12 protein-coding genes are annotated in these 13,412 nt (G+C 47.9%); 2 read left to right on the forward strand and 10 right to left on the reverse strand.

Annotation, left to right across the window (positions count from 1 at the left end; genetic code table 11):
• Positions 1-173 precede the first annotated feature (173 nt).
• Positions 174-548, forward strand: a complete 375-nt coding sequence (locus AAKU61_RS03130; RefSeq protein ID WP_354329590.1) for a hypothetical protein — start codon at positions 174-176, stop codon at positions 546-548.
• A 473-nt stretch (positions 549-1,021) separates the two neighbouring features.
• Here AAKU61_RS03130 and AAKU61_RS03135 read toward each other — a convergent pair whose 3' ends face one another.
• The 6 genes from AAKU61_RS03135 to AAKU61_RS03160 all read right to left on the reverse strand — a co-directional run bounded on the left by AAKU61_RS03135 (position 1,022) and on the right by AAKU61_RS03160 (position 9,106).
• Positions 1,022-1,792, reverse strand: coding sequence for an enoyl-CoA hydratase (locus tag AAKU61_RS03135; protein WP_354329592.1), 771 nt, complete (start codon positions 1,790-1,792; stop codon positions 1,022-1,024).
• 271 nt (positions 1,793-2,063) lie between these two features.
• Positions 2,064-3,260 (reverse strand): acetyl-CoA C-acyltransferase, encoded by a 1,197-nt coding sequence (locus AAKU61_RS03140; RefSeq protein WP_322121216.1) that lies wholly within the window; start codon positions 3,258-3,260, stop codon positions 2,064-2,066.
• Between the two features lie 28 nt (positions 3,261-3,288).
• Positions 3,289-5,691, reverse strand: coding sequence for a 3-hydroxyacyl-CoA dehydrogenase NAD-binding domain-containing protein (locus tag AAKU61_RS03145; RefSeq protein WP_354329594.1), 2,403 nt, complete (start codon positions 5,689-5,691; stop codon positions 3,289-3,291).
• Positions 5,692-5,858: 167 nt separating this feature from the next.
• Positions 5,859-7,649: an acyl-CoA dehydrogenase C-terminal domain-containing protein gene (locus AAKU61_RS03150; RefSeq protein ID WP_354329596.1), complete on the reverse strand. Its 1,791-nt coding sequence runs from the start codon at positions 7,647-7,649 to the stop codon at positions 5,859-5,861.
• A gap of 140 nt (positions 7,650-7,789) precedes the next feature.
• Positions 7,790-8,401 carry a TetR/AcrR family transcriptional regulator gene (locus AAKU61_RS03155; RefSeq protein WP_354329744.1) on the reverse strand — a complete coding sequence of 204 codons (612 nt, stop codon included), beginning with the start codon at positions 8,399-8,401 and terminating at the stop codon, positions 7,790-7,792.
• A gap of 330 nt (positions 8,402-8,731) precedes the next feature.
• Positions 8,732-9,106, reverse strand: a complete 375-nt coding sequence (locus AAKU61_RS03160) for an RNA-binding S4 domain-containing protein (RefSeq protein ID WP_354329746.1) — start codon at positions 9,104-9,106, stop codon at positions 8,732-8,734.
• 354 nt (positions 9,107-9,460) lie between these two features.
• On the opposite strand from AAKU61_RS03160, the gene AAKU61_RS03165 reads away from it, so the two are divergent.
• The gene (locus AAKU61_RS03165) at positions 9,461-10,093 is read left to right on the forward strand and encodes a TetR/AcrR family transcriptional regulator (RefSeq protein WP_322121213.1); all 633 of its coding nucleotides are present in this window, start codon (positions 9,461-9,463) and stop codon (positions 10,091-10,093) included.
• 208 nt (positions 10,094-10,301) lie between these two features.
• Here the strand turns inward: AAKU61_RS03165 and AAKU61_RS03170 are convergent, their stop codons facing one another.
• The 4 genes from AAKU61_RS03170 to AAKU61_RS03185 form a co-directional block, all read right to left on the reverse strand.
• Positions 10,302-10,430 (reverse strand): hypothetical protein, encoded by a 129-nt coding sequence (locus AAKU61_RS03170; protein ID WP_354329598.1) that lies wholly within the window; start codon positions 10,428-10,430, stop codon positions 10,302-10,304.
• Positions 10,431-10,547: 117 nt separating this feature from the next.
• A complete protein-coding gene (locus AAKU61_RS03175; RefSeq protein ID WP_354329600.1) occupies positions 10,548-11,396 on the reverse strand; it encodes a DUF429 domain-containing protein in 849 nt (282 codons plus the stop codon).
• Positions 11,393-12,568, reverse strand: coding sequence for a phospholipase D-like domain-containing protein (locus AAKU61_RS03180; RefSeq protein WP_354329602.1), 1,176 nt, complete (start codon positions 12,566-12,568; stop codon positions 11,393-11,395). The genes AAKU61_RS03175 and AAKU61_RS03180 overlap by 4 nt, the downstream gene beginning before the upstream one ends.
• Positions 12,561-13,412 (reverse strand): endonuclease/exonuclease/phosphatase family protein, encoded by an 852-nt coding sequence (locus AAKU61_RS03185; RefSeq protein ID WP_354329604.1) that lies wholly within the window; start codon positions 13,410-13,412, stop codon positions 12,561-12,563. Before AAKU61_RS03185 ends, AAKU61_RS03180 begins: the two co-directional genes overlap by 8 nt.

Below are 13,412 nucleotides of genomic sequence, written 5' to 3' on the forward strand. Positions count from 1 at the left end.
ACTTTCATCTTGCCAGAAATGGCCGCTCCTTTCTCATCTATTTTGCGCTTCTCGCAATAAAATTACTCTCCGGTGTTTCGTTTTGCAAGAACCTCAAGAGTTAGATTATTTGATACTGGCAAAAATTAAATTTAGCCGGCTAAATCGAAGATCGTTCTGGAGGAAATTGAATCGTGAAATCAACAGCCTTGCTGACTTTACTCTTTGGTTCTGGCCTGTCGTCAATTGAGATTCCGTTTAAAACTCTATCGAAAGAAGCACTGACTTTGATGATTCAAGAAATAGTAGAGAACCAAGCTAGTTCGGTAAGTCACAATCCAAGTCTAAAGATCGTAGAGCTAGAAAAGGAAAGCACTATTTATCTAATCACTCAACCTGGTCATTTTGCGCATCCATCAATTTTAAAACGATCTATAAAAAAACTAGAACATGAAAATTGTGTCGAAGTAGCTGGCTTTACGGTGTGCGATCCCGACACAATGAAAGTGTGGATGACACAATTTAGAGAGCAAGATTCTGTAATACGTTCTACGTTCGTCAAGGATTAGTCGATCAAGTTTATTTGCATGATCGCGTCGATATTTGGGCTTATAGATATGCTGGCAATCAAACTCAGAGAATGAAATATTCACATACTCCCCTTTATGTTTAATAAAACTTCTCTATCCTCCAATGATCCTATGGACAACTTAAATATACTAGTTACGGGTATATATAACCCAGATTTTCCATTAGACCGCTACCACTTCGCAGAAACCCAGACGGCGTGCGGTCTTCAGAGGGATAGCACCACCGCGATTTGAGTGGGAACGCTACAGCGACAATTGCACCTTTGGCGAACTGCCTGGCGTTGTTGCTCCTCCTAGCAAGATGCAGCTTGCGTCGTCGTCGCGTCTAACCAGTCAGTTCGCCAAAGGCACACTTGTCGCTGTTCCAATGGAAAATCTGGGTTTAAATAAAAAGGAAGCATAGGTAAATATTTTCCTATGCTTCCTTTTGTTTTCGTATTGAATTTATAAAATTATGAGAACTGCGAGAAGTCTGGTTTACGTTTTTGGAAAAATGCCATGAAAGCTTCTTTGGCTTCTGGTGCGGTCAGCATGGTGCGGAAGTGGACGTTTTCTTCGCCCATCTTGGCGATGATGGCTTCTTGTTGATTGCTCTTCATCAGGCGCTTGGTGGCGCGAATGGACGCCGCTGGCAAGGCGACCAATTTAGCAGCTTGCTTTTGGGCGTAGGGCATTAACTCTTCTAGCGGCAAGACTTTATTGACGAAGCCAATTTCGTAAGCTTCTTGTGCGCTAAATGCTTCGCCTAACATCAGTTTTTCTGCTGCGCGCTGGTAGCCAACGATTTGTTGGAAAATCAAGCTGGAAGCGAATTCTGGACACAAGCCCAATTGCGTGAACGGCATAGACAGTTTGGCGTTGTCGGCCAGATACACCATGTCGCAATGCATCAGCAAGGTAGTACCGATGCCGACCGCAGCGCCAGATACCGCAGCAACAACTGGTTTGCTAGTGTGACTTAAGGCATGCATGAACTGATAGACCGGTGGCACGCCCGCGTGCTCGGCGGTGGCGTTCTTCATGAAGTCTTCCAGATCATTGCCTGCAGTAAAAATCTCTGGCCTGCCGCTGATCAAAATAGCGCGCACGGCAGTGTTATCTTCTGCTGCGGTAATTGCGTCTGCCATTGCTTGGTACATCGCGGCAGTAATAGCGTTTTTCTTTTCTGGGCGATTGAATGCAATCGACAAAACGCCATTCTCTATTTGGGTCAAAATATCCATGTGATCTCCTGAGTTTTGATTAAATTTATGGTGTACAGATTATGCTGGAATTTGCTGAATCAAGCTGACTATCCATTTTTAGCTTGATCGATCAATAAAAAACCGCACAGAAAATTTCATATGCGGTTTTTTGTTTTATCAATTAGCGGAAACTTTGAGTAAGTGTAGCGAGCGGCTCAAGGTTTAATCGAGAAGCGCAGGCGTACTTTAGTACGTTGAGCATCGCAGGTTAAAGATCGAGTAGCGCGGTAGCTTAATCAAAGTCTTCCATTTACATGCGTTCGAAAATGCCTGCTGCCCCCATGCCGGTACCAACGCACATCGTCACCATGCCGTACTTCAGATTATTACGATGCAAAGCATGGATCGTGGTCGCAGAACGGATCGCGCCAGTCGCGCCCAACGGATGGCCGAGAGCAATCGCGCCGCCCATAGGATTGACTTTGGCTGGATCGAGACCGAGGTCTTGTACCACTGCCAGAGACTGCGCTGCAAAGGCTTCGTTCAGTTCAAACCAGTCGATCTGATCTTGCGTAATACCAGCGGCACGACATGCTGCAGGAATCGCTTCTTTAGGACCGATACCCATGATTTCTGGTGGTACGCCGCGTACTGCGAAGGACGCGAAACGTGCCAGCGGAGTCAGGTTGAATTGCTTCAAAATCTTTTCACTAACTAAGATCAGTGCGCCAGCACCGTCAGACGTTTGGGAGCTGTTACCCGCAGTCACACTACCTTTGTTTGCGAACACTGGGCGCAGTTTTGCCAAGCCTTCTAAGGATGTATCTGGACGTGCGCCTTCGTCACGGCTGACGGTGCGGGTTTTTAATTCGATCTCGCCAGTCAACAGATTTGGTACGCGGTCAATGATGTCAACCGAGGTAGTTTCTGCATCAAAGTAACCTGCGTTTTGCGCAGCGATGGCACGTTGATGGGATTGCAGGGCAAACGCATCTTGCGCTTCACGCGAGACTTTCCATTGTTGCGCGACCTTCTCTGCAGTCAGACCCATACCGTAGGCCATGCCGACGTTTTCATCTTTCAAAATCGCCATGTTCATGGATGGATTGTTACCCATCATTGGTACCATGGACATCGATTCAACACCGCCTGCGATCATGACATCTGCCTGACCGACGCGGATACGATCTGCCGCCATCGCCACTGCTGTGATACCGGATGCGCAATAACGATTGATGGTGACGCCACCGATGGTGTTTGGCAAACCTGCCAGCAAGATACCCATACGAGCCAGGTTCAGACCTTGCGGACCTTCTGGGAAAGAGCAGCCGATGATGGCGTCTTCTGCCAGTTTTGGATCAAGATTAGGTACTTGGGCAAATGCAGATTGCAATACGCGCACCAGCAAATCGTCAGGACGTGTATTACGGAACATGCCGCGACCAGATTTGCCGATCGGGGTCCGTGTTGCTGAGACGATGTAAGCGTCTTGAAGTTGTTTAGTCATGTTGTGTACTCCGATTATTATTTGCGTATCAGTTACGGACTGGCTTGCCAGTTTGCATCATGTCCATGATCCGCTCTTGCGTTTTTGGATGATTCAACAATTCCATAAACGCTTTGCGCTCCAGGTCGAGCAACCATTGTTCGCTGACCAGACTGCCATTGTCGATGTCGCCGCCGCTGACCACTTCGGCAATCATCTTACCAAGCTTGTAATCATGTGCAGAGATGAAACCGCCATCACGCATATTGATCAATTGCGCAGCGATCCAGGCGATACCGTGACGACCAGTGACTGGCACCAGCTTGCGCATTGGTGCGCGATAGCCTGCATCAAACATAGCGCGTGCTTCGACTTTTGCTATATGCAACAACTCGTAAGCATTGAATACGATCACGTCGTCTTGCGACAGGTAACCCATTTTTTGCGCTTCTAATGCAGACTTAGATACCGCGGCTGTCGCTGCATTGGTGAAATAGTTCTTCAGGAATTGCAGCAAGTCAGTACCTTTGGCATCGGCTGCAGCACGGACTGCGGCTTCTTTCAAACCACCACCGCCTGGTACCAGACCTACACCAACTTCGACCAGACCAATATAGGCTTCGATAGAAGCCACGCGTTTCGCTGCGTGCATCATCAGTTCGCAACCACCGCCGAGTGCCAGACCGGCAACTGCAGCGACGACAGGTACATTAGCGTATTTCAAACCTTGATGTGCTTGTTGCAGACGCGAGATCGCTGGCTCGATGGCTTTGACGCCACCAGACATAAACAATGGCAACATCGCTTGCAAATCAGCACCTGCTGAGAAGGCACCGCCTTCGGCTGCATCAGCATTCCAGATTACCAGACCTTTGTAATTCTTCTCGGCTTCGGCAATCGCTTTTTCCATGCCTTCGATTACGCCAGGACCAATCACGTGCATCTTAGTCTTCATGGACAAGATCAGTACGTCATCAGGCTTCTGATCAGTACCCTGGTGCCAGATACGCACGGAGTCATCTTCGAAGAAAGTCGTGCCTGCGGTTGCACCAGTCGGTGCACCAGCGCCCAATACCGGAGCGCGGAAAGCCTGACGGTCATATACCGCTAATGTAGAACGTGGTACATAAGTGCTGCTAGCCGCTGACCAGGAGCCTTCTGCTGTATGTACGCCTGTGCGTCCGTCAAATACCCAAGCTGGCAAGGGTGCGTTACACAATGCTTTACCCGCATCAATATCCTCTTTCACCCAACCAGCAACTTCTTGCCAGCCGGATGCTTGCCATGTCTCGAACGGACCGACATTCCAGCCGAAGCCCCAACGCATTGCGAAATCGATGTCGCGTGCATTGTCGGCAATCGTTGCGCTATGTACAGCGATGTAGTGAAAAGCATCGCGGAAAATCGCCCACAGGAACTGTGCCTGTACATTGGTCGATTCACGCAAGGTCTTCATTTTCTTGACGGGATCTTTTTCTTTCAGCATACGGGCAACAACGTCATCCGCTTTCGCGCCACCAGTCACATATTGTGCTGTGGCGAAATCGAGGCGCTGAATATCTTTGCCTACTTTTTTATAGAAACCTGCGCCAGTTTTGGAACCCAGTGCACCGGCGGCAACCAGTTTCGCTAATACTTCTGGTGTTTTGTAGACAGCAAAAAATGGATCGTCGGACAAATTATCTTGCATCGTTTTGATGACATGACCCATCGTGTCCAGACCTACGACGTCGGCAGTACGGAAAGTACCGGACGAAGCGCGGCCGAGTTTTTTACCGGTCAGATCATCGACGACATCGACGGACAAGCCGAATTTTTCTGCTTCATGAATCGTGGCGAGCATACCGAAAATACCAACACGGTTGGCGATGAAGTTCGGTGTATCTTTGGCGCGTACAACGCCTTTGCCCAATGAGGTAGTCAGGAAACCTTCGAGCTGGTCGATGATTTCTGGACGGGTTGCTACCGTCGGTATTAATTCAACCAGGTGCATGTAGCGCGGTGGGTTGAAGAAATGCACGCCGCAGAAACGGGCTTTTAATTCAGCCTCAAAACCTTCAGACAAGGCCGTAATGGACAGACCAGATGTATTCGATGCGAAGATCGCGTTTGGTGCGATGTAAGGGGACACTTTCTTATACAGATCATGCTTCCAGTCCATGCGCTCAGCAATCGCTTCAATGATCAGGTCGCAACCTTTGAGTAATTCCAGATTGTCTTCGTAATTAGCGACTTCAATCAGGGCTGCGTCATCTTTGTTGCCGAACGGAGCAGGACTCAATTTTTTCAGGTTCTCGATCGCGCGCAAAACGATACCGTTTTTCGGGCCTTCTTTGGCTGGCAGATCAAACAATACGACAGGTACTTTTGCGTTGATGCAGTGCGCAGCAATTTGCGCGCCCATCACACCGGCACCAAGAACGGCGACTTTTTTAACGATGAAATTGGTCATTTTTAACCTCATGTGGAATTCGTAGAACAACGAAAAGCAATTTCTTTGTGCCCTCTCTCAATGACGAGAGAGGCTTAGATCTCACAGGGTGCGCCATGCGCACCATTTGAAATGAAAGAGAGGCGTAAAGGTGTGTATGTTGCACCCCACGCCTGCTCAGTATTTCATCAGAACAAATCAGCTTCGAGCGATAACAGATTTGCAGAACCAGAACGTGCCTGACGGATCAGCATCGCTGTTTCTGGATACAGACGTGCAAAGTAGAAACGAATTGTCGCTAATTTTGCTTTGTAGAAGGTGTCGCCGGAATCTTGTTTTTCCAGAGCGATTTTTGCCATTTGCGCGAAGAAATAGCTGTATACCATATGACCGACAACACGCAGATACGGTACAGCAGCAGCACCGACTTCATCTGGATTCTGGAACGCCTTCATACCGATTTCCATTGTCAACTTAGTGACCTTATCGCCCAGCTCAGCCAACGGAGTAACGAATTCGCTCATTGCTTCATTGGTACCATTGGCTTCAACAAATGCTTGTACTTTTGCACCGAACTTACGCAACTTAGCACCGTTATCACCCAAGACTTTACGACCTAACAAATCCAAAGACTGGATCGTATTAGTGCCTTCGTAAATCATGTTGATACGTGAATCACGTACATATTGCTCCATGCCCCACTCAGCGATAAAACCGTGGCCGCCGTATACCTGCATACATTCAGAGGTGGCTGTCCATGCGTTATCGGTGATGAAGGCTTTGATGATTGGTGTCAGTAATGCGACTTCATCAGCGCATTCTTTGCGGACTTCTTCATCAGGATGATTTAATTCTTTATCCAGCTGCAAAGCGACATAGGCACAAAATGCACGTCCACCCTCTGCGTAGGCTTTGGCGGTGAATAACATACGACGCACATCAGCATGCACGATGATAGGATCGGCTGGTTTGTCTGGTGCTTTTACGCCAGACAAGCTGCGCATTTGCAGACGATCTTTTGCGTAAATCAGCGCATTTTGGTAAGCGATTTCAGTCAAGCCCAGGGATTGCATACCCACACCCAGACGTGCTGCATTCATCATGACGAACATCGCGTTGAGGCCTTTGTTCGGCTGACCGATCAACCAACCTTTTGCGCCGTCCATATTCATCTGGCAAGTTGAGTTGCCATGGATGCCCATTTTTTCTTCGATCGCGCCGCAGAAAATAGGATTACGCGCACCAACGCTGCCATCCGCATTAGGTAAAAATTTAGGCACGATGAACAGAGAAATACCTTTGGAGCCTTCTGGTGCGCCAGGCAAACGTGCCAGCACCAGATGCACGATGTTATCAACCATGTCGTGCTCACCAGCGGAGATAAAAATCTTCGCGCCGGAGATCATGTAGGAGCCATCAGCTTGTGGCTCGGCTTTAGAACGCAACATACCAAGATCAGTGCCGCAATGTGGCTCAGTCAGGCACATTGTTCCAGTCCACTCGCCGCTGATCAGTTTTGGCAAGTACAAATCTTTCTGTTCTTGTGTACCGTGTTCGTGGATACATTCGTATGCGCCGTGTGATAAACCTGGGTACATAGTCCAGGCTTGATTGGCAGAATTCATCATTTCGTAAAATGAATTATTCAGCACCAGTGGCAAGCCTTGGCCGCCGTATTCCGGGTCGCAAGACAATGCTGGCCAGCCAGCTTCTACGTATTGTTTGTAGGCTTCTTTAAAGCCTTTTGGTGTGGTAACAGCGTGCGTTACTTTGTCGTGATGGCAGCCTTCACGATCGCCAGAATGGTTTAATGGGAACAAGACTTGCGAAGTGAATTTGCCACCTTCTTCTAACACTTGATTGATGATATCGGCATCAATTTCTTCGTATTTTGGCAAATGCTTTAGTTCGCCTTCTACGGCTAACAGCTCATGCAGAACGAACTGCATATCACGCAAGGGAGCGACGTATTGACCCATGATTTTCTCCTGAAGACTAAAAAGTAAAACAAAATTAAGACGGCGTTATTACATTCTTTATGACTACTTACCTGGCGACGATTTAAGTGATCGCTTGTTGATCACTTACAAGCCACTTATTGATGGCTTGTTAAATCGAATTAAGCCGTGACAGCTTTTTCCAGTTGCGGCGCATAACATTCAATTAATCTTTCAAACCCTGCTGCGGCTCTTTCTACACTGCCTGGTTTGCGTAAAAACCGTGCGTCGTGGTGTAGCGCCAAAATCAGCCCATACATTTCATACACGATCTGCTCCGGGTCTACGTCTTGATCCAAGTGCCCCAACTGTATTGCCAAAGTCGCGGCACGACGCAATGCGCCTTGCCATGCATGCACCATACCGACCAATTCATCGCGGATGGGACCTTGGCGATCATCGTATTCGGCTGCGCCGCTGATATAGATGCAACCGGAGGCGATTTCAACCGTGACGCGTTTGACCCATAAGGCAAACATGGATTGCAAACGCGGCAGACCACGTTCTTCTTTCATGCTGGGATAAAACACTTCTTGCTCAAAATGATGGTGATACAACTTCAGCACTTCGATCTGCAAATCTTCACGCGAGCCGAAATGAGCAAACACGCCAGACTTGCTCATGTTCATTTTGTCGGCCAGCAAACCTATGGTTAAACCTTCGATACCATCGCGGCTAGCGGCGTCTAAGGCCACATCCAAAATGGCGGCGCGGGTAAGTTCGCCTTTACGCATAAATTTCGATGTCATATTCATATTACATTTTTCGTATTGAAATGATGCACAGACGCACAACTATGATGCAAACATGTGAATTAATCGAACGCTCGTACTATTAAGCACAGCGCACTAAAAGTCAAACTAGAAAACGGCTTTAGAGGAGAGTATCTATTTAGAGGACGACAATTTGGGACTAAACACCTAAGGTAAATCATTGATACTCACCTGGCTCCTAAGTTTTTGGACTTACGAGAATTGCTTGATATTACTGAATAAGGATTTTTTCTGAGGCCAGTATTGAGGCTATATATAAATCAAATATCAAACTAAAGTCTCCCGCCCTTTTTAATTTCTGCTGAAATCGAGTAAACGCCGGTCTCGCTTGGTAGGACGTCCGGTGAGTGTAGCACTCGGTTCGCGGAAATATTTTCTGTCTTGTGCAAGCTTGGCTCGCTGAGCGATGCTGGCATCGGTTTCTTGATACATGCTCTGTGCAACTACAGCGGAGCCACGCGTATCAGATATCCGCAGCACTTGAATAACCCAAATTTGGTCAGCGTGATGAATTTCTAGCAGATCACCAGGCTTGACGTTATGGGCAGGCTTAATACGTTCTTCGTTTTGCAGCACACGTCCTAATTCGACCGCATTGGTGGCGAGGGTACGAGTCTTAAAAAATCTGGCAGCCCATAGCCATTTGTCGATTCTGATACTGTTCATTTGCCCTAAAACTTGTCCCACGATTGTCCCGTTTATATGTGCCTAGTGTGTCGTCAAACTGTCGTCAATTTGTCGTTAATATGCAATTTGGCTGTCTGACCAGTCCGGGTAGAGTCTCATTTTTTCTCTCCTGACCAAGCTCTGACTGTTTACAAAGTCTTGGGTTTAGATCAGAAACATTGTGCATTTTTGTTTTATTGAATGTATTTCACCCCCCACTCAATTACAAGAGATTTGTTGGGCACTGTGAACAGGTTGCACAAAGAAAGTGCAAATGCTGCGCCGCGCATAGACAAATGCTTGTACGGTCGTACAATCCGCAGACCAAGCAATTGCTTTCTAATAAAGATTCCCATGAGCTCATTAGATGATCTAAGCGGAAGAAAACGCGCGATTTTGATTGCTGCGGAGAAGTGTTTTGCAGAGCAAAGCTACCAGGGTGTATCGATACGCGATATTGCTCATGAAGCTGGCGTGCCAGTCGCACTGGTGGGATATTATTTTGGCGCAAAAAATGAGTTGTATCACGCCATCTACGAGCACCATAGCAGCTATATGGCAGAGCGCCTGTCAGAGCTGCGGCTGGCGAAATTACATACCAATCCCGAAGTCGCCTTAAACGCCATTATTGCCGCCTTTATTACTCCGGTGTTAAAACTGAATGAGCAGGATCATGGCGTTAATTTCTCGCGCATTGTGATGCGCGGCGTGGTAGATAGGCATGAGGCGAGCGACCGGATTACCCGTGAGTTTTATGATCCCATGGCAAGAGAATTTATCGCCGCCTTAAGCGGCGCTTTGCCTACGGCATCCAAAGCCACTGTTTTCTGGTGCTATCAATTTGCACTTGGGGCGTTATTGCATCACGTGGTGGATACGCGGATTGAGCGTTTATCAGAAGGATTATGTCCGGCACGTAATGCCGCTGTTGCTGCGCCCTATTTATTGCGATTTATTACTGCCGGGATACAGGCAGCAGCGGGATAAACAAGGGATAGAACACTTAGGTTAAAAGAATGGTTGCGGTGCGACTACGGCGCCATAGTGAACAGGTCGTCTAAGCCGGCAATCAATATACTCCCCCAATTTTTTAATAAATAATGCCAAATGTCCAATGATTAATTGGACGTCTTAAATATACTATATAGGAGTATATTTAATCCTTGATACATTTACGATAAATCAGGAAGACTATTTAACCCAGATTTTCCATTGGAACAGCGACAAGTGTGCCTTTGGCGAACTGACTGGCTAGACGCGACGACGACGCAAGCTGCATCTTGCTAGGAGGAGCAACAACGCCAGGCAGTTTCGCCAAAGGCACACTTGTCGCTCTAGCGTTCCCACTCAAATCGCGGTGGTGCTATCCCTCTGAAGACCGCACGCCGTCTGGGTTTCTGCGAAGTGGTAGCGATCTAATGGAAAATCTGGGTTTATCCAGCTAAGCACCAACAATCCACCCCTCCAGCGCATCAAACCGAGGTAAGCCGAAATCAGCATCACGTCGCTGCCAGCCCCAAGCTGCCAGTACTGCACACAAGGCAGCATCCAGATAGTCACCGCTACCATCCTCCAATAATTGCTGACGGAATTCGCCGCAACCCAGGCGAATCTGCCAGGGCGTATTGCCGGCTTCCAAAGCATCAATTATTTGCGCTCTGGCGTCGCGCCGCTCTGAAGTCTGTTTGCGCTTATCGTCGCTTTTATAAGATGCACGGGTGATACTGCGTGCCACCATGCCAGGATAAGCCTCTAGCGCGATTCTGGCCTCTGCATAGTCGTTGTGTGCAGGGTTTGTAGCGTCACCAGAATAGATGCCGGGCAAGTGCAGTCCTGCACGCAACAAACGTGGTGCACCGGCATGCAACATGTAGGCAACGGGCGGATTAACCCATTTCATCGACGGTGATGAATTGGCAGGAATATCGGTGGCGCGGTGGGCAAATTTATTACCGGCTGGTCGTGCATCGCAAAAAGCTTTGAATAGCGCGCGCATTTCAGCACGAGTAATGCCTTCTAAATGTCGCATCAAATCCACCCAGTTATCAGGCCAAGCCAGATGCTCTATTAGTTCTCGCGGTAAAGAAAAAGGCAAATCAAAGCCAGCCAACCAAGGCCCGGGGCTTTGTAGCCAGACATCAAATTGATCAAAGTCAGACAAAGACGCTAGCGATTGCAGCACCAAGGTCGGCTGCTCATCTCCCCTTGCAGGCTGTAGTTCTGCGGCGGCAATCGTAATTCCTTTGCGCTTGCTCGGTGCAGAGGTAAAGTCAACGCCGTACAGCTTCATGAGGTATAGCCGCCTAGCGTCACAATCCGCATCAGGCTACGATAAACCATATACGCAAAACCGTACCAAGCACGCTTATACCAAGGCTGATTGGCATAGTCCGCCGCGATGATGGCGACGCCATCGGCAATACCCTGCTCCAGATGCGCCGTCAGATTTTCTGTAAAACCAACATCGCGGATCACGACATTGGCTTCTTGATTGACGAATAAACTCAGACCATCAAAATTACTCGACCCGACGGTGGCCCAGTTATGGTCAATCACCGCGACTTTGGCATGCAAAGCCGTTTTACGGCACTCGACAATTTTGACACCGTGCTTCAGTAACTTTGGATAAAAAGAATGTGTCACTGCATCTTGCAAATGGAACTGACCCACGCCTACCAGCAAGGTCACATCAACACCGCGACTGGCGGCAGAGATTAAGGCACTACGGAATTTCCTGCCGGGAGCAAAGTAAGGATTAGCAAGTATCGCGCGCTTTCTGGCGAATCCTAATGCATGTAAATAGGCGCTCTGTATGGTGGCGCGATTACGCAAATTATCCCGTACCACAAAAGTAGCCAACATTGGCTGATGCGAGTTTTCCTGATCCTCGTCATGTAATCGTCTTAATAGTTGAAAGCGCGATTTTAGATTTAAACGTCCCAACCTCATCCATTGGGTTGCCACTTCTAAACGGATATGTTCTACCAAAGCACCAACCACATGCACCGCAAAGTCCCAACGCGGCGATGTCAAAATTTCTCCAGAACCGTGGTCAGCAATTAAGTCATCAATAATATTCAGGCCACCGACAAAAGCGCAACGCTGATCAATCACACAAATTTTTCTGTGGGTACGCGCCAGACCACGTCTGAACCAGGGATTAAAACTGCGACACTCGACCCCTGATTGAATAAAATGATGAACTAAAGCATCTGATTGCCGGCCACCGCTGCCTAACCAGTCAATGATGACTCGTACCATCACGCCACGTTGTGCAGCGCGCACCAAAGCTTGCTGCACACGCATGGCAGTGGGATCATTTACATCGTTTGAGAAGATGTAGGTTTGTAGATAAATTTCTTTTTGCGCCGCGTCTATTTCTTCGACCAGGGAAGAAAAATACTCGGCACCACAACATAGCAAGCGCACCTCATTACCAGAAACAAACTGGAGCTTACGCATGGGTCTTATCAGACGTCAGGTCGAGCAGGAGACTTGAATTTTTTGTTGACTCTGGAGCTATTACAGAGATCAGCTCTAGCGTTGCCACAATCGGTACGTGATCAGATAATTTAGTCCACGGCGCACCAGTCATGACTTGCGCTTTTTCTATTTTAAAACCACGGACATAAACGCGATCCAGACGTAAAAAAGGCAAGCCTGCTGGAAAAGTTCGTCCATGCTGAATACTACTTTTACGCGAAAAAAAAATACTATTGCCTGTCGTTGGAATCACATTATCAAATACTTCTGTCACACCTAAGCCCTGGTACAAACTGGCGCTCAAATGATTTTGCCAATCATTAAAATCACCCGCAATGATCAGCGGTGCGTCAGCCGGCAAACTATGTTTAATCTGATTAATCAGTGCCTGTACCTGACGACGGCGACTCGCTGCAAACAAACCCAGATGAATCACAAAACAATGGATATCGGCACCAGGTGTGCCTATCACTGCGTGCAAAATCCCGCGCTGCTCATAAGCATGATCGGAGACATCATGATTAGTAAAATCAGAAATCGCAAAACGGCTTAGCAACGCGTTTCCGTGGTGCCCGTGTTCATATATTGCGTTCATTCCGTAAGCGGAATGATGCGATTCGCCAGCCAAAAAATCATGTTGAGATTGCTCTGGCCAATGCGCATGTTTCGCTGCATGCAGATCATGCTGACCTTGCACCTCTTGCAAAAATACCAGATCAGCATCCAGCAAATCAATCGCAGCTTTGATGTCATGGATACGTGTGCGTCGTCCAAATGCACTGACGCCCTTGTGAATATTGTAGGTCGCAATCCGTAATTTCAT

Origin of the sequence: Undibacterium sp. GrIS 1.2 (assembly GCF_040544435.1) — a bacterium.
Lineage (GTDB): Bacteria > Pseudomonadota > Gammaproteobacteria > Burkholderiales > Burkholderiaceae_D > Undibacterium.